General features: G+C 39.0%; 21 protein-coding genes and 1 riboswitch. Of the genes, 1 reads left to right on the top strand and 20 read right to left on the bottom strand.

From position 1 onward, the window contains the following. Positions 1 to 29: 29 nt before the first annotated feature. From BLS35_RS18740 to metE, 10 genes are all read right to left on the bottom strand, one after another. On the bottom strand, positions 30 to 812 hold the full coding sequence (locus tag BLS35_RS18740; protein ID WP_090784023.1) for a hypothetical protein: 783 nt from the start codon (positions 810 to 812) through the stop codon (positions 30 to 32). 45 nt (positions 813 to 857) lie between these two features. Further along, a complete protein-coding gene (locus BLS35_RS18735) occupies positions 858 to 1,430 on the bottom strand; it encodes an RNA polymerase sigma factor (RefSeq protein ID WP_090784021.1) in 573 nt (190 codons plus the stop codon). Positions 1,431 to 1,761: 331 nt separating this feature from the next. After that, positions 1,762 to 2,400: an SCO family protein gene (locus BLS35_RS18730; RefSeq protein ID WP_090784019.1), complete on the bottom strand. Its 639-nt coding sequence runs from the start codon at positions 2,398 to 2,400 to the stop codon at positions 1,762 to 1,764. Continuing rightward, positions 2,400 to 2,834, bottom strand: a complete 435-nt coding sequence (locus BLS35_RS18725; RefSeq protein WP_090784016.1) for a hypothetical protein — start codon at positions 2,832 to 2,834, stop codon at positions 2,400 to 2,402. The genes BLS35_RS18730 and BLS35_RS18725 overlap by 1 nt, the downstream gene beginning before the upstream one ends. A 43-nt stretch (positions 2,835 to 2,877) precedes the next feature. Beyond that, positions 2,878 to 4,152: a sialidase family protein gene (locus BLS35_RS18720; protein ID WP_132226025.1), complete on the bottom strand. Its 1,275-nt coding sequence runs from the start codon at positions 4,150 to 4,152 to the stop codon at positions 2,878 to 2,880. Positions 4,153 to 4,157: 5 nt separating this feature from the next. After that, the gene (locus tag BLS35_RS18715) at positions 4,158 to 6,458 is read right to left on the bottom strand and encodes a TonB-dependent receptor domain-containing protein (protein ID WP_090784012.1); all 2,301 of its coding nucleotides are present in this window, start codon (positions 6,456 to 6,458) and stop codon (positions 4,158 to 4,160) included. Positions 6,459 to 6,646: 188 nt separating this feature from the next. After that, on the bottom strand, positions 6,647 to 7,018 hold the full coding sequence (locus BLS35_RS18710) for a hypothetical protein (protein ID WP_090784010.1): 372 nt from the start codon (positions 7,016 to 7,018) through the stop codon (positions 6,647 to 6,649). A 27-nt stretch (positions 7,019 to 7,045) separates the two neighbouring features. Beyond that, on the bottom strand, positions 7,046 to 7,432 hold the full coding sequence (locus BLS35_RS18705; RefSeq protein ID WP_090784008.1) for an acyl-CoA thioesterase: 387 nt from the start codon (positions 7,430 to 7,432) through the stop codon (positions 7,046 to 7,048). Next, positions 7,433 to 8,446, bottom strand: a complete 1,014-nt coding sequence (locus BLS35_RS18700) for a beta-ketoacyl-ACP synthase III (RefSeq protein WP_090784313.1) — start codon at positions 8,444 to 8,446, stop codon at positions 7,433 to 7,435. A gap of 55 nt (positions 8,447 to 8,501) precedes the next feature. Then, positions 8,502 to 10,820, bottom strand: coding sequence for a 5-methyltetrahydropteroyltriglutamate--homocysteine S-methyltransferase (metE, locus tag BLS35_RS18695; RefSeq protein ID WP_090784006.1), 2,319 nt, complete (start codon positions 10,818 to 10,820; stop codon positions 8,502 to 8,504). 170 nt (positions 10,821 to 10,990) lie between these two features. Further along, a riboswitch (cobalamin riboswitch) is annotated at positions 10,991 to 11,182 on the bottom strand. Between the two features lie 98 nt (positions 11,183 to 11,280). Here metE and BLS35_RS18690 point away from each other — a divergent pair. Further along, positions 11,281 to 11,796: a hypothetical protein gene (locus BLS35_RS18690; RefSeq protein WP_090784003.1), complete on the top strand. Its 516-nt coding sequence runs from the start codon at positions 11,281 to 11,283 to the stop codon at positions 11,794 to 11,796. Here the strand turns inward: BLS35_RS18690 and BLS35_RS18685 are convergent. The 10 genes from BLS35_RS18685 to BLS35_RS27890 all read right to left on the bottom strand — a co-directional run bounded on the left by BLS35_RS18685 (position 11,793) and on the right by BLS35_RS27890 (position 23,440). Continuing rightward, a complete protein-coding gene (locus BLS35_RS18685) occupies positions 11,793 to 13,547 on the bottom strand; it encodes a HAMP domain-containing sensor histidine kinase (RefSeq protein WP_090784001.1) in 1,755 nt (584 codons plus the stop codon). The genes BLS35_RS18690 and BLS35_RS18685 overlap by 4 nt on opposite strands. Positions 13,548 to 13,574: 27 nt before the next feature. Further along, complete coding sequence (locus BLS35_RS18680) at positions 13,575 to 14,705, bottom strand: histidine kinase (protein ID WP_090783999.1); 1,131 nt, start codon at positions 14,703 to 14,705, stop codon at positions 13,575 to 13,577. 179 nt (positions 14,706 to 14,884) lie between these two features. Then, complete coding sequence (locus BLS35_RS18675; RefSeq protein WP_090783996.1) at positions 14,885 to 15,955, bottom strand: porin; 1,071 nt, start codon at positions 15,953 to 15,955, stop codon at positions 14,885 to 14,887. A gap of 1 nt (position 15,956) precedes the next feature. Further along, a complete protein-coding gene (locus tag BLS35_RS18670; protein ID WP_090783993.1) occupies positions 15,957 to 16,523 on the bottom strand; it encodes a K(+)-transporting ATPase subunit C in 567 nt (188 codons plus the stop codon). A 14-nt stretch (positions 16,524 to 16,537) separates the two neighbouring features. Continuing rightward, positions 16,538 to 18,568, bottom strand: a complete 2,031-nt coding sequence (gene kdpB, locus BLS35_RS18665; RefSeq protein ID WP_090783990.1) for a potassium-transporting ATPase subunit KdpB — start codon at positions 18,566 to 18,568, stop codon at positions 16,538 to 16,540. 11 nt (positions 18,569 to 18,579) lie between these two features. Further along, on the bottom strand, positions 18,580 to 20,298 hold the full coding sequence (gene kdpA / locus BLS35_RS18660) for a potassium-transporting ATPase subunit KdpA (RefSeq protein WP_090783986.1): 1,719 nt from the start codon (positions 20,296 to 20,298) through the stop codon (positions 18,580 to 18,582). 9 nt (positions 20,299 to 20,307) lie between these two features. After that, entirely contained in the window at positions 20,308 to 20,385 is a 78-nt protein-coding gene (locus BLS35_RS18655; protein WP_090784311.1) for a potassium-transporting ATPase subunit F, read from the bottom strand. A gap of 263 nt (positions 20,386 to 20,648) precedes the next feature. Further along, positions 20,649 to 20,882 carry a hypothetical protein gene (locus tag BLS35_RS18650; protein ID WP_132226026.1) on the bottom strand — a complete coding sequence of 78 codons (234 nt, stop codon included), beginning with the start codon at positions 20,880 to 20,882 and terminating at the stop codon, positions 20,649 to 20,651. A 195-nt stretch (positions 20,883 to 21,077) separates the two neighbouring features. Next, positions 21,078 to 22,403, bottom strand: a complete 1,326-nt coding sequence (locus BLS35_RS18645) for a sigma-54-dependent transcriptional regulator (RefSeq protein ID WP_090784308.1) — start codon at positions 22,401 to 22,403, stop codon at positions 21,078 to 21,080. A 20-nt stretch (positions 22,404 to 22,423) separates the two neighbouring features. Further along, positions 22,424 to 23,440, bottom strand: coding sequence for a zinc-binding metallopeptidase family protein (locus tag BLS35_RS27890; RefSeq protein WP_175459614.1), 1,017 nt, complete (start codon positions 23,438 to 23,440; stop codon positions 22,424 to 22,426). Positions 23,441 to 23,490: the final 50 nt, after the last annotated feature.

The raw sequence follows: 23,490 nt of genomic DNA, 5'->3' as shown, positions 1-23,490 counted from the left end.
AGTAAGTTCAAACAGGTAAGTAAAGGTCTTTAGTTAAAACAGATCTTGACTTTGTTGTCTTTAACAGAATACGAAAACATCATCTTTTCAGACATGTCATTCAGTAAATCAGGAACAGAGATCCTTTGGAATCTAGCGGTATAGGTTTTTGTTGAACCAATTCCACCACTACAGGGTTCCAGAACAATGCCGCACTCCTCACGAAGCATAATTGCCAGTCGTTGGAAGGTGATTTCATGGACATCAAAATTCGTCAGAACTAATTGGTCCGAACCGATGCTATCCAATAGTTTGTGAATAGCTACTTTGTTGATCATGAAATTTCCCAGTTTAGTTGATTTTACGAAAAGAGGTCTTTTTTCCCGAGTTACCGTATCCGCTTCTGTTACGATCTGAACTGGTTTGTTTCTGATGGTTTTTCTTTCATGATGAGTAGTAATTTTAGGTTTAATACTGGCATGAAAAGTGTCTGATGGGAAGCTTGCATGATGATCAACAGGCTTAACCGCTGAAGTTGTAGATACAACAGCAAGCTGATCTGTTTTTGATGATACTATATTTGCATAATATACACCACAAATGATAACTGCTGCTGTTGCTGCTGCAGAAGCCCACCATTTATAAGTGGCAGACTTCTTTACATCTGCAAAATGAGGATCAAAATTTTGGTCAACATGCCCATCCCATTTGGTTACCAGAAAATCATCAAATTCGATACGATTCTTCGAATCCAATATCCATTCTTCAACAGCTTTTATTTCTGTTGCAGAACATTGCTTTTCGAAATATCTATTTAATAATTTTTTGTCCACTTTTCAATCTTATTATACACTATACAGTTGAAAGAATCTTTGCACCTAAGGTAAAATAAAAAAAAATATAGTAGTCACCCAAAACCCAAAGTTTCTCAATAGTTTTTTTACTACTGAAGATGAGTTATTTATATGATTTTCTACAGTGCTTTTAGAAATACCCAACTCTTGTGCAATCTCATTATTAGAATAACCTTGAATTCTACTCATTTTAAATACTTTCGCCCTCTTTTCGGGCAGACTATCTAAAATTTCGTTCAATACTTTTGTCAGGTCTGATGAAGGATGCTCAAAAATTTGCGGTTCTTGAGCAATTAAAAGATCATTATGCTTCTTAGCTACAATATTTTTTTTTATGGTATTATAAAGATCATTTTTTGCGACGGTGATGATATAGTTTTTTAAGGGTACATTCGGATCCAGCTTCGCCCTGTGTTCCCAAATTTTAAGAAATGTTTGCTGTATACTATCGTTAATATCTTCAGCCTCTATGTTTAACTTTGACATGAATGACATCAACACAGGAGAATACGCCTCGAAAAGTTTTACAAACGCACTTTCATCCCCGTCGTTCAACCTGGTTATTAATTGCGTTTCGTTAAATAGAACTTTAGACATTCCCCTTTATTAAACTATTAATACATGTTTCCGTATCAACTAATGAAATTTTACAATCCTCACTAATTACTCCACCAAATTAGTAGATTAAATTCAAACATTCATATATAAATGGCAACTTAATATTTAATTATTAAATTTAAGTGCTTTTTTACAAAAAACACGATAATCGTTCATTCGTTAAGTACTTAACCCACAAATAAAAAAGCCAATTTTAAATTTCAAAGCTTTAAATCCACTTACTGGGTATAAAAAACTTCTACTCTTCAAAATCGGCTTAAGTGTGAATAGTATTAACTGCAAATAATAAAAAATACGTTAAAAAGGCTGATTATTTCTTATATTCTTTCAATAAAACATCCATATCACTCATTAATTGAGCTACTTCTTTATCCTGTGTACCATCATAGGCTCCTCTGATACGCTTTTCTTTATCAACAAGCACTAAATAACCCTGATGAACAAATCCACCAGGTGCATTTTTATCTTCCTGAGCAGCGACCAAATAATTACGTTCAGCCAAAGCATAAATTTCATCCCTGCTACCCCACAAGTATTCCCATTGTGTACCTTCAACACCTAACTTTGTAGCATAAGCCTTCATTGTTGAAGGAGTATCATACTTAACATCAATCGTATGAGAAGCTAGTTTAACTTCCGGATTGCCTTTATATTTCTGATATACCTTTAACAGATTACGGTGCATCACCGGACAAATAGTTGGACAGGAGGTAAAGAAGAAATCAGCTACATAAATAGTTCCGTCAAAATTCTTCTCAGTAACTACCGCACTATCCTGATTTAATAGTTTAAAAGCCGGTATGGTTCTAAATGCAGAGTCAATTACAGTTTTACCATCAACTATCTTTTCCGTCGTTTCCAGTTGCAAGAAAGGCAAACCTTTTGGCTTATCCTTACAACTAAATAAAAACAAACTCAATAGCATTAAATATGCCCCAGGTCTAATCATTATTTCTTGAATTTACTTAAATATTCATCCGACAATTTGATCTCCGTTTTATAAATACTATCAATGGCCGCTATTTTGGCTTTTTCTGATTCAAAGTACTTTATGGCATCGTCATTTGATTTACCCGTTACATCAGGCTCAAACTTATGCATCCAATCGTTCATGCTATCTTCTGCTTGAGTCAGTTTACTCAGTAAGGCGGTGATTTCTGATTTCTCTTTTAAGGTATCCAACTCAGGAAACTTAGTTTTAAGGCCTTTAATGTCTTTCATTAAAGTATCCAATGCCATCTGATTATTTACGATTTTACTATGATCTGCCATCACCACATCGTGAAATTTCATTACATCATCACGCACCATCTTATAATCTCCCTTTTGAGTGCAGGCTATTGCTCCAATAGCGATAAGCAGTGCTCCAATTGATTTCTTCATCTTTGTTTTTTTAATTAAATGATAAGTATTATTAATATTTTTATTACTGCTTTAAACCAGCGTAATATATTGCTGATCCTTTTGCCCCTTCTCTCACCCAAGCTACCAATAAACCATTGTTAACAGTCGTTAGAACAGCATGATTATCTGCTTGCATCCCATCAGTTAGGGCTATTGTTTTCTCTGGGATCTCATCCTTCAAAATTCTTAAAATAATCTTAGACATGCCAGCCGGCCCATGCTTCATCATTCCACCTTTTGAGTGATCCATCTTCATTGTTTCGTGCTCCATCTCTTCCACTTCTTCACAAACCATAGCTGTTTTGCCATCTGTTAAAGCCACCATTTGAGGGTGTCTACCAGATGCTGTAATTAAATTCCTTTGACGAAAACCGGAATCCACAGCTGACGTACCATACAAACTCGAACTCCCCCCTGCTGTGAACCAAACCGCCCGAAGCGTATGATTAGCTACAGCAAGCGAGGGACCTGAATGCGGACAACCTTCAATTTCCCAGTTATCATTACTGATCAGCTTTGCAGGTGTAAACGTTTGCCCGTTGTCTTTGGATAATTTATAAACCATATCCCGCACCTGTTTACCTGAAAGTGCATTTGGAAATATGATACTCCGATAAGCCAGATGCAAATTCCCGTTTTTATCGCTCAAAAGATCTGTCCGGCAACATTCGCAAGTCCCTTTATCCAAACAACTATCTGTGACAAAACCTTTTCCTTTTTCTGTCCGATTAAAAAACAAAGCTGAACCTCTAATTGACTTGCCAAAACGCCCATCCAACCAAACCGCAGCCAGTTCACCATCTTTCAATTTGGTAACATCAAAAAAGCTACGTCCATAAGTATGACTGGTATCTGAATGTAAAAACTTAGCATCCGACCAGCTTTTACCCTCATTTTCTGACATACTATAATAAATTGCACCGGCATAAGGGTTCTTTTCTGTAGGAAATCTCTTAGCAAAAATGGCCACCACCGTCCCATCGTCTTTAAAAGCGATCTTAGCCATACTCTCCGCAGAAACACCACAGCCAACAGAACTGGGTACAGTCACGGCCTTACCAAATTCATTTTTCTGCTGATCATATACAGCATATTTCAATCGATACAAGGAATCTTTTCCATCCTGTTCAGACCAGCACAAAACAGAATTCCCTTTATGATCTACTGTAAAATAAGGTCCAACAGCCGCAATTCCAGCTGTATTTAGCACTTTAGCCTCATCAATTACTGGCTTGCTTTTGCAAGCAGCCAGTAATAGGGTGACGATGACCAAAGAAAAATATATTTTCTTGTTCATGTTCATTAAAATAAATATTTAACATTTAAACCACCATAACCATTTCTTTTAGGTGATGGATTAAAATAAGCAGGCGCTGCGCCACCAAATCCTACAGCATTTAAGGAAACTATGGAACTATAGCTCTTGTTCAGGATGTTATCCAAACCTGCGTATACATTTGTTTCCAAACATTTAAGGATTTGCTTCTTATAGCCAATTTTTGCATTTGCCACCTGATAAGAAGGATTGTAGGCTGAATTGGCATCATTTAAAGGCAAACGATCAGTATAGTAATAGCTTCCATAAAAGTACAATCCCATTTTCGTTTCTAAATCAATTCCCGCATTAAATACCCAGGGAGCAATACCTGTTAACTTATTTCCATCATAGTTAGCGGTAACGTCATTTTGTGCATTCAGCGTTTTATAATCCTTAAACTTGAAATCAGAATAAGTAACAGCAACAAACGGTCGCAAGCTCAATACCTCATTTTGATCCTCCGGCTTTAATAGCTGATAAGACAAAGCTAACTCAACACCATTGTGGCTAGTTTTTCCAGCATTGTTATAAATTGTAATCCCTTGCTGTATAGACTGCCCGATTAACTCACCTTTCATGTCCATTTTAAATAAGGCAAGATCATATTCAAAACGAGACTTCAACAAATTCCCTTTAGCGTTTAGCTCATAGTTTATGCCCTTTTCGGCCTGTAATCTCGGATTAATCGAACCATCTACATTCTTAATCTCTGAACTTGATGGTGGAGAGAAGCCCGAACTTACACTGGCATGCAGACTTAGCGCAGAACTAAATGTATGGCTCAATGCAATACGGGGAGTTGCCTGTGGATTGAACTTTTTAACACCACTTTGGTTCTGTTTTAAATAGTCATTCACATCATACTTCAAACTGTTATAACTTAAGCCCAACGTCAAAGTAGTTTGACTGGTTAAAGCTGTTTCAGATTGATAGAATAATGAATATTGAGTGTTCTGATAGTCAACATTCGAATTAATGGCACCTTCCACGCCTTTATTATTTACGTACTGTGTCCCCTTGGTTAATCCTTCATTAAATTCTGCTCCAACTGTAAAACGGGTAGGAAAAACACTAAAACCCGGATCATAAGAAAACCGCGTACGGCCACCATAACTTTGATAAAAGTTACGGATATAAGCATAAGGAAGTGGATGATTCAAATCATAGAAGTAAGTAAAAACGCTTGTTGTATTTGAAAACAGATCGTTAAAACGATACTGCTGGCCTAATCCTATTCTTGTCCAGGTTTGATACCTACCGGCTGCTTTATCCAGATTAGTCGCATTGGCCTGTAATGGATTTGCAGCTACCTGATCTGCCGTAAGTGAGCCCGGGATCTGTGAGTGCTGCGTAGTCCTATTAACCAGCAAGGTAATAATACGCTTATCACTTGGAAAAAGCTGGAAGTTTCCGGTCAGAAACCTACGCATATCATTGCTGTGTTCCCTATAACCATCATATTCCTGCCATCCATAGGAAACGTAACTATTCAACTTATCCCCACCACTACGATAGGTCGTTGCCAAACGGTGTAAACCATTAGCCCCTATCAATCCTGAAGCCTCTAAACTTTGTTCCTGATATGGTGAACGCTGCAGTTGGAAGTTAATTACCCCGCCAGTACCTGCGCCATAAATACTTGAAGCGGGCCCCTTTATCACTTCGGCACGGCCAATGCTATTCACATCCAATGCCTCAATCCTGGTAGTACCATCAGCCTCTGTAACAGGGATTTCGTTTACATAAATCTTAACATTCCGGATACCATAGGATGCTCTAACACCATTACCTCTAATGGAAATGCGAGCTTCAGATAGCGTACTTTGCTCCATGCGAACCCCTGGTATTGCATTTAGCGCAGATTGAAACGAAACTGCACTACCCCGGTTGATATCCTTAGCTGTAATCAAGGCAATCGCACCTGCAGTTTCCTTACTGGTTTTGTTGCTATTATACCCTGCTACCCTAACTTCGTTTAAACTAACCCCATCTGCATCTAACTGCACATTGAGGTCACCATCTTCTGGTTTTATTTTTATATTTTGTGTTTTATATCCCACTAAAACAGCTTGTATAAACTCCTGATAACCATTAATCACAAAATAGCCATTCGCATCGGATTTTGTAAGTTGTTCTTTCAAATCGTTAAAGATCATTACACCCGCCAAGGGTGCACGGGTTTGAGAGTCATAAATATGGCCTTTTATAGCCTGTGTTTGGGCCTGGCTCTGTAAAAAACAGAACAGCAAGCCAATAGATAAGATAAAATATCTGTATGGGCTCATTAAATTATTAATAAGAATTCTAAAAAAAGGAATTAACCGCCTACACAAACAGCTATACGAAAGCCATAAAACAGCCTTAAATAGCCGTATTGCTATGCGATTTGGTTACAAATTTACTTTCTCAGAGAAGACCTCAGCGTTCTTGGAGCTTCTTCAGCGACAAGTAATGCAGTCTTCGAAGAGAACAGTTAATTTGTCTGTGGCGGGTGAAATATAGAATTCTTAATGCTTTGCGGCATCCCCATAGAAGCAGGGATATGAAGTTTTGATTCCGCTAAAGCGTACTGTTTAAAGACCTGTTGTGTTACTACTACAGCATCTTGAATTTGTGTTTTTTGAGCTTGACGCTCCTGTTTTTGTTCCTTATCCTGAGCTTGCTTTAGCTTTTTCATCAGGAAACACTTACCATTACAATGCAGCTCAGGTTTATTCTTATTGATACAAAGTTCTGCAGCAATATACTTCCGATTGAGTTCAAACCCTGCAAAAACAAACAAGTTTGCAAAGTTTGTACTCAATAAGCTAAAAAGCAACAATACAGAAATTGGTTTCAATAGCATTTCGAGGCAAATGTATGGATTGCGCTTCTATTTAAGAATGGAAGTTGGCTTTTTATTTTCATCAATCGCTACAAAAGAGAACTCGCCTGTTACAGCCTTCTCCCTGGTGTCAGAATACATTTGCTCAATATAGATCTCTACCTTCACTTTTAAGCTGGTATTACCAATATGGCTTACCCTTCCTATCAGTTCCACAATAGTACCAGCAGGAATTGGTTTATTAAAGTCAATACGGTCACTACTTACAGTAACCATTCGCTGCCTGCTAAAACGAGTAGCTGTAATAAAAGCGACTTCGTCCATCATATGCATGGCAGTTCCACCAAACAAGGTGTCGTAATGATTTGTCGTATTCGGAAATACAGCTTTAAAAATTCGTGTTTCCGATGCGTCAATTTTATCTTCTAATGTCATTTAGTCTTTTTTAGGCTGGCGAAGTTTACCCCACTTCAAGTACGTTGCCCCCCAGGAGAACCCGGCGCCGAACGCAGTCAATATCATCTTATCGCCGTATTTAAAATCATCTTTAAAGTCCCATAAACACAAAGGAATGGTTGCAGCGGTTGTATTACCATAACGGTCGATGTTTACTTTAACCTGCTCTGAAGATAAACCCAGATAGTCACCTACCGATTGTATGATCCTTAAATTAGCCTGATGCGGAATCAAGTGATCGATTTGAGAACTTACCAGATCATTTGATCTTAAAACCTCATTACACGTATCCGTCATACCTTGAATAGCAGCTTTAAACACCACTCTTCCATCCTGACGCACGTAATGTAGCTTCTCATCAAGCGTAGCTTGAGATGCAGGGTATTTAGATCCACCAGCAGTAACGATCAGGTTTTCTTTACCTGAACCATCAGTTCTAAAAAAGCTATCCATTAAGCCTACCGGCTCTTCTGTTTGCTCCAATAAAACAGCTCCGGCACCGTCACCAAAAAGGATGCAAGTATTACGGTCTGTATAATTTACAATTGCACTGTTCTTATCTGCACCAATTACAATCACTTTTTTACAGCGACCGCTTTCAATCATACTGGCACCAAGTGTTAAAGCATATAAAAAGCCACTGCAAGCAGCATTGGTATCAATTCCCCAGGCATTTTTCAAACCTGCTTTTTCGCATACCATGCTTCCAGTACTTACCATCACATAATCAGGTGTAGAAGTTGATACGATTACGCAATCAATTTCATCCGGATTCACGTCTCCATCTTCCATTAATCTCTTCAAGGCATAAGTGGCCATATCAGAAGTAGCAATATTTGGGTCGTTTACAATCCTTCTCTCTTTAATCCCTGTCCTTGCAACTATCCAATCGTCATTGGTATCCACCATTTTTTCGAGGTCATGGTTACTTAAAACCGTATCTGGAACATAACCTCCAACCGCGGTAATCACCGCATTTTTCCTTATTCTCATTTGTGCGTACGTAATTCTGTAAAGAAAGGCAGGCATGGCACCTGCCTTTCTTTTTTTACAAAGTTACAGCTTCTTCCACAGATTCCCGCAGTACTTTTGCAGCAGCGACCATTTCTGTTAAAGCTTTTTTCGTTTCCTCCCAATGTCTGGTCTTTAAACCACAGTCTGGATTAACCCAAAGTTGACTTGCAGGAATAACTTTTTTAGCCTTTTTAAGTAGAAAAACCATTTCTTCCTGAGCTGGAACACGCGGTGAATGAATATCATACACACCTGGTCCAATTTCATTTGGATATTTAAAATCAGCAAACGCATCTAATAATTCCATTTGCGAGCGCGAACATTCAATCGTAATCACATCTGCATCCATATCTGCAATATTTTGGATAATGTCGTTAAATTCCGAATAACACATGTGCGTATGGATTTGAGTATCGTCCTTCACCCCACTTGCGGAGATCCTGAAAGCACGTACCGCCCATTCTAGATAATCCTGCCAATCGGCTTTACGCAATGGCAATCCTTCCCTTATCGCGGGTTCATCAATTTGAATAATCTTAATACCCGCCCTTTCTAAGTCAACAACCTCATCCCTAATGGCCAATGCAATTTGTGTACAAGTTGCTGATCGTGGCTGATCATTACGGACAAAAGACCATTGTAAAATAGTTACAGGACCTGTAAGCATTCCTTTCACCCATTTATTAGTTAAGGATTGTGCGTAAGCAGACCACCTTACCGTCATCGGCACAGGGCGATATACATCTCCATAAATTACGGGTGGCTTTACACACCTGCTGCCATAACTTTGCACCCAACCATTTTTAGTGAAGGCAAAACCAGCCAACTGCTCCCCAAAATATTCAACCATATCGTTCCGTTCAAACTCGCCATGCACCAATACATCTATCCCTGTATCTTCCTGAAAACGGATCGTTTCTGCAGTCTCTGATTCTATTAGTGCATCATATTCAGCCAGACTTAAGTCGCCCTTTTTATATTTAGCCCTCCAACTACGCACTTCAGTCGTTTGTGGAAACGAACCAATTGTTGTAGTTGGAAATAACGGTAGTTTTAATGATTTAGCCTGCAATTCCTGACGAGTAGAAAACTGACTGGTTCTTTGATCATCCGTAGATGAAATACTTGTTACCCGCTGTTTTACAATAGGATTATGAATCAAAGTAGAGGACCTGCGTCGCTCATTTGACTCAAAGTTAGCTACCAGTTTAGCATCAGCGATCGCTTCTTCATTGGCCAATTGCTTCAATACTATTACCTCATCTACCTTTTGTTTCGCAAAAGCCATCCAGTCCTTAATTTCAGGAATTAAGGTAATTTCATTCGTTTCGAGATCTAAATCACATGGTGAATGAATCAGTGAACATGATGGACTAATTATTAACCTGTCATCCCCTACTTTATCGAGTGCTTCTTCAATTAAAACGAGGGACTTTTGGAAATCATTCTTCCAGATGTTTCTTCCATCAACTACACCAACAGACAGACTCATCTTGGCCGGAACCAATTCTAATACTGTTTTCAGCTGCTCAGGACTACGAACCAAGTCAATATGCAAGGCATGAACTGGTAATGAAGTTGCCAACTCAGTATTATCCTGTAGGGCCCCAAAATAAGTAGCCAATAATATTTTCAGTTTAGGGAACTGCTTTTTAAGCTCGGAATAAACGTATTTAAAAGCTGCTTTATCTTTATCTGTAAGATCCAGGGAAAGGAAGGGTTCATCAAGTTGCAACCACTCTACGCGCTGTTCTTCAAGCTTTTTAAGGAGTTCAATATAAACAGGCAACAGGTTCTTAACCAGGTCTATTCTATCAAACCCAGCTTCTTTTTCCTTACCCAGCAACAAATAAGAAACCGGACCAATAATTACAGGCTTCGTTTTAACACCTAATCTTAAACCTTCCTGGTATTCATCTAACAGCTTAGTTGAAAACAGCTTAAACTGTTGGTCTTTAAAAAACTCGGGAACGATATAATGATAATTGGTATCAAACCATTTGGTCATTTCCATGGCTGTGATGTCTAGTCCATCTTTTTGATAGCCTCTAGCCATTGCAAAATAAAGATCGAGTTCTGAATTGCCTTTATTTAAGATTACCTCATGGTAACGCTTGGGAATGGCCCCAACAGTAAGGGATAGATCTAATACCTGATCATAAAATGAAAAATCATTAGAAGGGATCAGGTCTATACCTGCCTCTTTTTGCAGCTCCCAGTTCTGCTTACGGATGTCTCGCCCGGTTTGCACCAGACTTTGAATACTTGAATTGCCCGACCAATACTGCTCGCAGGCTTTTTTGAGTTCTCTTTTACTACCAATACGCGGGTAGCCCAGATTGTTTGTTAGCATTTTCTTGCTTTTTAATTGATGAAAAGATCAGTTAAAAGCTCTTTTGCTTAAATCGCAATGCTGCCGGAAATAAAAGAAGAAGAAAAATAGAAATGCACAGACACAGGCATTCTATTGAATGTCCGCATTTAAAATGCATCAAACTTAACTCGTGCTTCATATCGCGAAAGCATTGTCAATTCGATAAAGGCAGGTCTCCTGACTTGTAACATTTTTACCATCCTTCCCATTTCATTTCGAAACAGTGGATAAACTAAGGGTAAAAACTTTGTATGTTACTTACAGTTGCGCGACAGTTCGTGATTTACACACGATTCCCTATTAATCTACAATTAAGTAAAACCATTACCGGTTGATGAAGAAAGTAAAGAACTTATAAGCCGCTAAGGTACTGTAAAAAACTTTTTATTTTTATTCTTTTGATTTTTATTACCTTCAGCTTTTAAATCTAATAACGCTAATGAAACAACTCAGCTTTTCTGCTCTGCTACTACTTGTGGTATTAATAACTGGATCTTGCAAAAAAATACCAGTAGTCAATTATACAAATTCCAGTATCTCCTTTAAAATTGATGGTGCATACAAAGAAGCTAAGGGAAATCAAAATGTATTCGGCATACACGCAAAAGAGGAAAAGGGAATGATAATTACCGGGGATATGGATGCCGCAGGCGATCAGCAAATTTCTCTATTGATTAACAATTTCCATGGTGTTGGGGAATATAGTGGTGAAGAAAATATCTTATTAGTTTATACTACTCCAGAGTTCAAACAGAGCATACTCGGCTCTGAAGGCACAATTAAAATCACCGAATTTACTGATGGAAAAAGCATAAAAGGCGAATTTCAGATCAAAGGCAAAGCCTTCATAATCAATATGGGGGATCCAGATAACGATACAGAAGTGACCAAGATATTTTCTGAAGGAAAATTTGAGGCAAAAGTTACTACTGGCCCAATTGTAGAACCGGATTAACTTACAACAGGCAATGAAAAGCAGAACCTGCTGCCTTCTCCTATTGCACTTTCAACCCATATTGTACCATTCTCCGCTTCTATAAAGTCTTTGGATATGGCTAAGCCTAGTCCAGAGCCTGATTTATTGTTTCCATCGGTTGGTACCTGAAAATACTTCTCAAACAAGCGCTTTTGATATTTTTCTTCTATTCCTTTACCAAAATCACGAACAGAAAACTCTATCGCGCTGTTATTTTCAATTACCTGAACAACAATCTTTGATTTTTCAGCACTATACCTCAATGCATTAGATAAAAAATTAACCAGCACCCATGCTGTTTTCTCTATATCTACACTGATATGAGGTAGATTATTTCTAGAGATCAGTTCCAGTTCAATAGATTTCTGTTCAGCCTGGAACCTTACCGCATCCATCGCATAAATGGCAATTTTGCGGGGATCAGATTTTACAAAATTCAATTGCAGGTTCCCCGTTTCCACCTGGGCAAGATCAAGCAATTCGGAAGTTATTTTTAATAAACGACCACAATCCTCCTTAATGTGCTGCACCAATTCTTTTTGTTCTGGATTCATAGGCCCCACTCGTTCGTCATCCATTAATTTTAAGCTCATTTTAATAGAAGATATTGGTGTTTTTAACTCATGCGATACCGTGGCTATGAAATTGGTTTTTGCTTCATCTAGCTCTTTAAACTTCGTGATGTTCTTAAGGATATAAACCTCTCCGGCTGCCTTCCCTATCTCAACCAAAGCATGTTCAGCACCATCATCGTAATTAGGTATCCTAATTTCTCTACGTTCCAATTGGAAATATGACTCTTTTTGATCCGCATATATTTTCATGGGTTTGCTCACACTATCTTCCTGCAAGATTCTGTTTAGCAGATCATTCTTTTCCCTAAGCTCCATGGCATTTGCACCTATCACTTGTTGTTGATCAAGATTCAACAACTGGCCTGCAACTTTGTTAAAGAAAATGATTTCCTGCTTCTCATTTACTCCAATTATGGCATCCTGCATTTGCTCTATTATGGTTTCGATCCTTAGCTTCTCTGATTGTAATTTCGCCAAATTACTATTCTCCCATTTATTCAACTCTGCAGTCATAACATTAAAAGAATCAGCCAATTCAGAAAATTCGTCAGAACCATTAAACTCTAGTCGCTGCTTATAGTTTTTGCGACTGATTTCGCGTATGGCATCTGCAAACTCTCTTAATGGATTGGCCACAAAGCCCGGAAAATTGACAATAAAAGAAAACAGAATTAGAAAGCAAATAGATGCCGCAAAAATCACATACATGGCCGATTTTTCTATTGATTTCTGTGCTGCTACATTTTTCCTTACAATGGCATTCATATTCACATCATCGATTATTTTCAATTGCCATCTTACCGTACTTAAGGCTTTCTGTTTAGTCGCTAAATCAGTTGCTGGATCGATAATTCGGGCATAAGCCACCTTCAATGCGGCAACAGCCTTCCCTTCCCCTGCTTCAGTAATGTTCTTTCCTTCCAGTTCCAACTGTTGGTTAAACATTTCCTGAGCTTTTGCCGATAAAGGCAATGAATCTTCATCTATAATAGCTCGCATATTGCTCGTAAAGCTCAATGTCTCGTAATTATCTTTCAAAATAACCTTCGATCTGATGGAGATTTCGTTCATATAGTATAAGGAAACACCTCCAAAAAAGAGGATCACCACGAATAGGAACCCGAATCCGAGGCGAAGTTTGTTTTTTATCTTCATTATTATTTTGTTTTAAATGCCCAAGGCTTATGATAAGATTACCAAATCTGTCTCCGTGGCTGAAATACTTCGCAAAAGTTGGTTAAAAATCGCAGTTCTCATTATAATTTGAAATAAATTTAAATGTGGCTGCCCCATGCAAATCGTAGTGATCTCCTTTTCTTCAGCCATTTTGATAATTGTCTGTGTGATATGATTACTCTTAACCTTAATCACTTCAGCTCCCAGTTCTGTCGCCATTTTAAAATTATTGATCAGATGACGTTGTAAATCAAGCTTTACACGGTCTCCCCGTTCATTATCATTCTGTACATACAAAACTATCCAGGGGGAATGGTAATATGAAGCCAACCTTGCTGTTTTACGAATCACAATTTTAGCAGTTTCATGATTGGTCGAAATACAGGCCATAAAGCGTTCTTGCCTTAGTTTAATCTGTTTAGGAATCTCCAAACTGATCTTTCTTTCCAAATGATGGGCCACCTCTTTTAAAGCCATCTCACGTAACTGCAATATCCTTTCCGACTGAAAGAAATTTCCTAACGCACGTTCTATTTTACTATTATCATAAATTTTACCAGACTTTAAACGGTCTATCAGTTCATCAGCCGTTAAATCTATGTTTACAATCTCGTCAGCCAGCTCTAAAATCTTGTCGGGTATTCTTTCTGTAATAGGTATGCCGGTTATCTTTTCAATATCATCGTTCATACTTTCCAGATGTTGGATGTTTACCGCTGATATCACACTAATTCCAGCTTCCAGTATATCCACAACATCTTGCCATCTTTTTCCATTCTTGCTCCCTTCCACATTGCTGTGAGCAAGCTCATCAACGATAACAACTTCAGGATGCAGCGTCATAATGGCATTCACATCCATTTCTTCCAACTCCTTGCCTTTGTAAAATATCTTCCTTCTGGCAATCAAAGGTACTCCCGCCAAAAGAGCTTGGGTTTCTTCGCGGTTGTGTGTTTCAATATATCCAATTTGTATATCAATTCCATTTTTCAATAGCGCATGTGCCTCCTGCAGCATCCTGTAGGTTTTACCCACTCCTGCACTCATGCCTATATAAACCTTAAATTTCCCCCTTCTTGACTTCTTTACAAGATCGAGGAATTTACGTACGGAACTTTCTTTATTCTCTTCTTCCATCAGGGATTACCATTTAATGATGATATACGCTTCAGTTATTAAGTACCAAATCCCGAGTAATAACAATAAACAAACACTTAAAACAGGAATCAGTTTAGCAATTTTTTTTCTTTCCATGCTATTAAATATTAATACAGGACCGGCCACACCAAAACCAGCCCTGTAAAAATTATACGATCTTAAAAAGAAACCGCCATGCTCGCTGTAATTGCAGCGTTATGATTAACGGGATTTTCATTACGTATAAAAATCTTATCCTTACTATCGTATACTTTTCCTTCCAATCTCACTACTGCATTGCTAAATGGTGCATAATCCAGATTTAACGAATAACCAGTAGTTTTAAACCCATTTTCTGTACCTGTAGCAATTAAAACGCCATCCTTATCCTGGTAATACTCTACCCTCCCGGCTACTTTCCACTTACTAGCTATGGCATACTGTGCTATGGCAACAGGCGACAATACTTCACTGCGTTCGCTGCTACCCTTAGCTTTTTGCTGCGTTCCGTAATCAAACCCAACTGTTAAACCGAAATCATCTGTCACTTGATAGATCCCGTATACATTGTGATAAAAGCGTTTTACCCTAACATCATCGGCACCTTCAGTTCCTAAATAATTACTGTAATTTACGGTAATTTTAGGCGTAGGTTTCCAGGTTAACTGTACACCGCCAGCTGGCTTACTATTTCCATTTAAGCGGTTAATGCGCTGCCATCCATTTAAATATAACAATACTGCAGAAAATTTACCATCATTAGTTGCATAACTCACCTTAGCACCAGACTCATAATAAGGCGTATTCTCTGAGGAGATATTTCTGGTTAATACCCAGCAATCTTTTGATATAGCACTTTCAAAACCTATGTGCGAAGAAAATATACCTGCATCTGCCCATAAATTAATTGTTTTAGAGAGCTTGATACCTGCATTGGCTTCAAAAACGTTTTTTAATACTCCCGGTTCTGCAGCTAAATTGGCATTTGCATAAGTACCAGCCATGATAGCTACATTGGCTCTAATCGCCCCGTTGTCGTAATTTCCTTTGATAAAGCCAAGGTTTAAATTCACCTCATTGTGGCGGTTGTGCGAGTAAATAAAGCCCGGTCTGTTGTTATCCGATGGCCTGTTAAAATCGTATCCATAATAGGTCTCCAGGTAACCCGTTACTTTTATTTTGGTTTCTTCCTGCGCGTAAGTGCAAGCGGCCGAACTTAAGGCCGCTGTAAGCAATAATAGTTTCTTCATTTTATTTTTTTAATTCGTCAAGGGCAAGGTTTAATTTTAAGACATTTACAACTGAGGGACCAAACATGCCCAGCAAAGGGCCCTCCGTATTTTTTACGACAAGTTCTGCAACGGCCCTATCGGTAAGACCACGATTTGCAGCAACTCTTTTAATCTGAATGATTGCAGCTTGTTCAGAGATATTAGGATCTAAACCACTACCCGATGCAGTTACCATATCAGCAGGTATATCTGCTTTTTTCAAATAAGGGTGGTATTTTAATAGGGTATCAATTCTGCCCGACACCACAGCCAGGTATTCTTCGTTGGATGGACCTTTATTAGAACCTCCTGATCCGGCAGCATTATAACCAACTGCCGATGGTCTGCCCCAGAAATATTCTGGTTTGCTAAAGTTCTGCCCAATTAAAGCATAACCAACTACTTTACCGTTTTTAGTGATTTTCTCTCCACCCCCATTTCCTTTAGAAAAACCGCCTGCAAAGGCAACAATTAAGGGGTATACAACGCACAACAACACCAACAGAACTGCGGTAAGGCGTATAGATTGTAACAAATACTTTTTCATGATATTTTTATGTTTTAAACAAATAATCCAACAAACAAATCAATTAACTTGATGCCAATAAATGGCACAATAACACCTCCTAATCCGTATATAAACAGGTTTCTACGCAACAGTGCAGTAGCTCCTATGGGCTTATAAGCCACACCTTTTAAGGCCAGAGGAATCAAGAAGGGAATAATGATGGCATTAAAAATTACCGCCGATAGAATCGCACTTTCCGGAGTATGCAAGCCCATGATATTCAAATGTTCCAAAGCAGGAATAGATGCGATAAACAATGCTGGCACAATGGCAAAATACTTGGCCACATCATTGGCAATAGAAAAGGTAGTTAGTGTACCACGAGTAATCAGCAGCTGTTTACCTATTTCAATAATCTCAATCAGCTTGGTCGGATCATTGTCCAAATCCACCATGTTACCAGCTTCTTTAGCGGCTTGCGTTCCACTGTTCATGGCCACACCAACATCAGCTTGTGCCAAAGCGGGAGCATCATTGGTACCATCACCCATCATCGCTACCAGCTTACCTAAAGCTTGCTCTTCTTTGATGTAGTTCATTTTATCTTCAGGTTTTGCCTCAGCAATAAAATCATCAACACCAGCTTTTTCGGCGATAAACTTAGCAGTAAGTGGATTGTCACCAGTTACCATCACTGTTTTTACCCCCATTTTACGCAAGCGTTCAAAACGCTCGCTAATGCCTGGTTTTATAATATCTTGTAATTCAATTACCCCCAATGCTTTTTCATTTTCGGCAACGACCAATGGCGTTCCACCATTACTAGCTATGGCTTTTACCTGATCCTCAATATCCATAGGGAAAGGGTTGCCTGCCGTCAGAACGATGTTTCTAATCGAATCAAAAGCCCCTTTCCTAATTCGTTTACCATCTGGTGTATCAATACCACTCGATCTGGTTTCGGCTGTAAACTTGATGAACTTAGCGCCTTCAGGTGCTGTAGTCAAAACATGGGTATCTTGACCCCCTGCAAGTTCTACGATAGACTTCCCTTCGGGAGTCTCATCTGCCAGAGAACTCAATACACAGGCATCCATAAAGTTTTTAATCATCACGCCTGCTGTAGGATAAAAATTGGTTGCCTTACGGTTACCGATAGTGATGGTGCCTGTTTTATCTAACAGCAACACATCAATATCACCAGCCGTTTCTACTGCTTTACCTGATTTAGTGATCACATTGGCACGCAATGCTCTGTCCATTCCGGCGATACCGATGGCAGAAAGTAAGCCGCCAATCGTGGTAGGAATTAAACATACAAACAGGGAAATTAATGCTGCAATTGTAATCGGTGTATTGGCGTAATCAGCAAATGGCTTTAAGGTAACGCATACAATGATAAACACGAGCGTAAAACTGGCCAACAAGATGGTTAAAGCAATCTCGTTGGGTGTTTTTTGACGGGATGCTCCTTCTACAAGCGCAATCATTTTATCCAGAAAGCTCTCTCCGGGCTGCGTGTTCACTTGCACTTTAATCTCATCAGAGAGCACTTTTGTACCACCGGTTACAGATGATTTGTCACCACCAGATTCACGAATCACAGGAGCAGATTCTCCGGTAATGGCCGATTCATCAATGGTAGCAATGCCTTCGATGATTTCTCCATCAGTTGGTATCGTATCACCTGCGGTACACACAAATACATCACCTTTTTTAAGCAGATTGGAAGAACGGATTTCTATATTTCCATTGGCTAACAATACTTTTGCTGGTGTTTCTTCCCTTGTTTTCCTCAAACTATCGGCCTGTGCCTTACCGCGGGCTTCGGCAATTGCCTCTGCAAAATTGGCAAAAAGAACAGTGAGCAATAAGATCAGGAAGATCAAGAAGTTGTATACGGCCGAACCCTGAGAAGTATGGGTAAGGGAGTAGATCGTAACATATGCCATTATCACTGTACCAATTAGAACAGTAAACATCACCGGGTTACGAACCATCACCCGTGGATCCAGCTTGATAAAGGATTGTTTTAATGCAGTTTGCACTAAAGCAGGTTCAAATAATTTATTAGAAGTTTTCATTTGAATATTTTCTATTTAAGCATCGTAAAGTATTCTGCCAATGGACCTAAAGCCAGTGCAGGGAAATAAGAAAGGGCATTGAGCACCACGATAACGGCGAAGATCATCACACTGAAAGTCAGCGTATCTGTTTTCAATGTACCAGCAGATTCAGGAATGTACTTTTTAGCACCTAACAAACCTGCAATGGCTATAGGTCCTATAATAGGTAAAAAACGACCTAGCATCAATACAAAACCAGTAGCTACGTTCCAGAACACATTATTGTCTCCTAAGCCTTCAAATCCTGACCCGTTATTGGCATTAGATGAAGTCATTTCGTACAACATTTCTGAGAATCCGTGAAAGCCAGGGTTGTTTAGCCAGTTCTTAGGTTGCACAGCCCAGGCTGCCTCCCCATAATTGGTAAATACATAACTGGCGATTGCTGTACCTGCTAGAATTAAAAACGGACTCAACAAAGTAACCAACGCGGCTATTTTAATTTCTCGGGCTTCAACTTTATGTCCCAAAAACTCGGGTGTACGTCCAACCATTAATCCGGATATAAATACGGCTATAATCAGATAGATGAAATAATTGAGGATACCTACCCCGCAACCGCCATAGAAGGAGTTGATCATCATACCTAACAGTTGCCAAACGCCTGTAAGTGGCATGGTACTGTCGTGCATACTATTTACAGAACCAGTGGAAATAATGGTCGTAACCGTACTCCAGTAAGCCGATAAGGCGGGCCCAAAACGAACCTCTTTACCTTCCATAGCCCCTGTGGTCTGAGAAATCCCCATTTTTGCGAGGGCTGGATTTCCACCAAGCTCTGAACTAAGCGTTGGGATAAGCAAGAGCAGCATACCAATAGTCATTACGCCAAACATCATCCAGGCTAACTTTCTGCGTCTGATGAAATAACCAAAAGCAATTACCATAGCAATAGGAATAACGACCTGAGCAAACAACTCAACCATCGCAGTCAGATAACTTGGGTTTTCCAATGGATGTGCAGAGTTTGTGCCAAACCATCCACCACCATTTGTACCGAGGTGTTTGATAGCCACAAATGCAGCAGCCGGACCGCGAGATACATTTACCGTATCACCCTGTACCGATATAAATTGATCTTTACCTTCGTAACTAGTTGGTGTACCATTAAAAGCTAAAATTAAAGCGATAACTAAAGACATTGGCAGTAACAAGCGAGTGATTGATTTCACAAAAAAATCCCAGAAGTTACCCAGCTTAGCAGAAGTTTTATCTCTAAAAGCTTTAAATAAAACCACCGCAGCGGCTATACCTGTCGCACAACTTACAAACTGTAAGAACATCAATACAAAATGCTGAGTTAAATAACTCACGCCACTTTCGCCAGAATAGTGCTGTAGGTTACAGTTTACGACAAAGCTGATTACTGTATTAAAGGAAAGGTCCGGCGACATTCCCGGATTTCCATCAGGATTTAGCGGCAGTTTATCTTGGTACAATAACACAAAAAATCCGTATACCAACCAAACCATATTAATGGTTAGTAACGCTTTTAAATGCTGTTTCCAATTCATTTCTTCTTTGGGGTTGATCCCAGACAATTTGAATATGCCGTTTTCAATAGGTTTTAGAAAGTCTGTCCAGACCTTCTCTCCGGCAAAAACCTTTGCAAGGTATTTTCCCAGTGGAATGGCTATAGCCAGCGTAAGCAGGTAGGTAGCAATAATTCCAAGTAATTCAGTGTTCATAGCTATTAATTAAAATTTTTCGGGTTTAATGAGCACGTAAATCATATAGATGAATACGGCTAATGCGATAATGAATAATGCGATCATGATTTCTTAGATTTTTTCGAACCAGTCGATTGATTTGTAAAACACCCAGCAGAGTAGCAGCAGGGCAAGCAGAAGGAGGATTGTTAACATAATTGTGTTGTTTTTAGATGAGCAATAGCCAATTGGCATACCACAATCAGAGAACATCACACAACTAGCTGATTATCAGCAAATAATAACATAAAACAAGAATAAGTTTCAGGGTACAAAACAAAAAACCCTTCCAAAATGGAAGGGTTTTTTATCGTTTTGGTGAGGTCTATTTATTTTAACTTAGTCAGGGCTGCTTCAAGTTCAGTCGGATTATTGGTACCTATCAATATCTTCTTACCATTATTGAGTTCCAGCTGCAATCCTTTATTACCAGATACATTATAGGCCATTCCTTGACCGGACATGCTATAACGAATACCCCAGCCCCCATATTCTCCTAATGGACTATATGTTCTGATATAGTATTTATCAATCACATCCCAACTGTAATGCTTATATGCCAAAGCCACCATTGTCTAAACCTTTGATCTTCTGTAAAGAGAACTTCTTGTCGTACCATATTCAGCGTTAATTTTTAATTCTACAATATACATTAATTCCATCTTCATGAAATCTTCATGTTAAGGGGCTTATATTTGTGGTGAGAGCGTTAATTGGCAGCCTGTACTATTAGTTTAGTATGGGCTGTTTTTTATAGCTTAATTTTCAATTTTCCTGTATAAGGTAGTTAAGCCAATCCCAAGCAATCGAGCAGCTTCCGTTTTATTACCCCCAGTATACTTAAGTATTTTATCGATGTGATGCTTCTCTACATTTTCCAATTTCATCATATCACCTTCGGTAGCGACTTCCGTTGCATGAAATTCATACGGCAGCAAATTCGCGCTTAGCAATGGCCCATCAGCCAAAATCACCACACGCTCCATTACGTTTTTCAACTCTCTGATGTTACCTTTCCAGGAATGCTTCAGCAGAAGTTCTTCAAAATCATCATCCATCTTAAAACCAGGCCTATTCACCTTATTGGCAAACTCCTTTAAATAATGTCTGGCAAGCAAAAGAATATCTGATTTTCGCTGTGATAAAGATGGCAATTCAATAGAAAATACGGAAAGCCTGTAATAAAGGTCTAGCCTAAATTTACCAGCTTCGGCTTCTAACTTTAAGTCCCTATTGGTAGCGGCTATAATTCGTACATTTACTTTACTGGTCTGCGTATCTCCAACCTTAATAAAAGTCTGATTCTCTAGAACCCGCAATAACTTAGCTTGTAAGTCCAGGTTCATCTCTCCTATTTCATCCAGAAAGATCGTTCCTTCATTGGCTTCTTCAAGTAATCCTTTTTTATCCTTAATGGCGCCAGTAAAAGCTCCAGCCTTATGGCCGAACAATTCACTTTCCAACAATTCATGATTAAACCCACTACAATTTACTGCCACAAAAGGCTTCAGTTTACGCAAGCTTTCATAGTGTATAGCCTGGGCAAAGACTTCCTTTCCTGTACCAGTTTCTCCCAGTAAGAGGACTGTCGTATCTGTTGCGGCTACCTTTTGTGAAAGATTTATAGCTTCTTGTATTGCCTTAGATTGACCCAGGATGCCACTAAAACTATACTTCTTAACTACTTTAGTCTCCAATTCGCTTACTCTATACTGAAGCTTCGCCTTATCAAGCGCCTTATAAACCAAAGGAATGATCTTATCGTTATCATCACCTTTGGTGATGTAATCAAAAGCTCCATTACGGATCGCCATTACCCCATCCGCAATGGTACCAAAAGCTGTCAGGTTAATCACCTCAGCATAAGGCCTGATTTTCTTGATTTCTTTAACCAGCTCTACACCATTAATATCAGGAAGCTTTACATCGCTGATCACTACATAAATCTCATTATTAGCGAGAATCTTTAGCCCTTCCTTTCCGGTGCCAGCTTGAAAAACTTTGAAGCCTTCCAGTTCTATAATGCGCGCTAAAAGGCTGCATATCTTTTTCTCGTCATCTATAATTAGAACCGTGTGCTGCATAGCTGATAATTTCAACAATATTAGTAATTATTCGAGACAAAACTGTCGTTATAAACGTCATTAGTCAACGGCAATTTAAGCGCTTCATCCCTAATTGTGAATTTACACCAGGTATGATTTTTAATAACATTTAAAATTTCTTTTGCGGTATAACTGTGATCATAGCTAATCTCTACCGTAAAACTGTGCAGTCCACCACTAACCTTCATGTTTACTGGGTTTGGAAGATTCCCTTCTATCGGAAAAACATATTCACTAAACCACTTAATGTCGGTTAAGGCTGTGCATAGTGCATCTGTTCCCGTAGCATCAAGCACCAAACTATGCCTTGGATAAGCTACGCAGTCCAATATCATCATCGATTTCTCAACGACAGGTTTCGCTACAGTTAGCGCTACCTTCTCATTTTCTGGATCAAAAAGCATAGCAGTACACAAACAATTGCATCGCTTCTTGTTGTCAAGGATGTCGTAGTTTACACAGCTCTTGCAGCCTTCCCAAAAACCACTGTCCTGTGTAATATCAGCAAAGCTGACAGGCTCAAATCCCAATCTACTATTCAGCTTCATAATCGCCGCTCCTGATGTAATGCTGAACACTTTAGCATCGGGATACATCCTACGGGATATCCGGAATACTCTTTCCTTAATCGCCTTTGCCACACCTGCATTACGGAACTTTGGCGCAACGATCAGTCCCGAATTGGATACATACCTACCACTTTCCCAAACTTCAAAATAAGAAAAGCCAACCCATTCACCTATTCCCGTAACTGCAATTACAGCTTTCCCTTCTCTCATCTTAGCGGCAAGCGATTCAACGCTACGTTTTGATATACCTGAGCCCCGCGCTAGGGCCGACTCCTCTGTCTCTTTCGATATCTCATCTGCATACCTTACATCATTTAAAGTAGCAACACGTACAAAAATCATTTGATTTTCCATGATAAATTCATTTTTATCAGCAGGCTGTTCAAAGCAGATGCCCAATTGTGCCATAAATCTAAAACAAGCCACAATGCCACAAAAAAAGGCCATAATTTATTTCATGACGCTTTTATGGCAATAGTATACCTTATCAAAACGGT

Source organism: Pedobacter sp. ok626 (assembly GCF_900100435.1).
In the GTDB taxonomy this organism is placed as follows: Bacteria; Bacteroidota; Bacteroidia; order Sphingobacteriales; family Sphingobacteriaceae; genus Pedobacter.
Note: the sequence above shows the minus strand (reverse complement) of the source record. Positions and strands in the feature narration are given on the sequence as shown.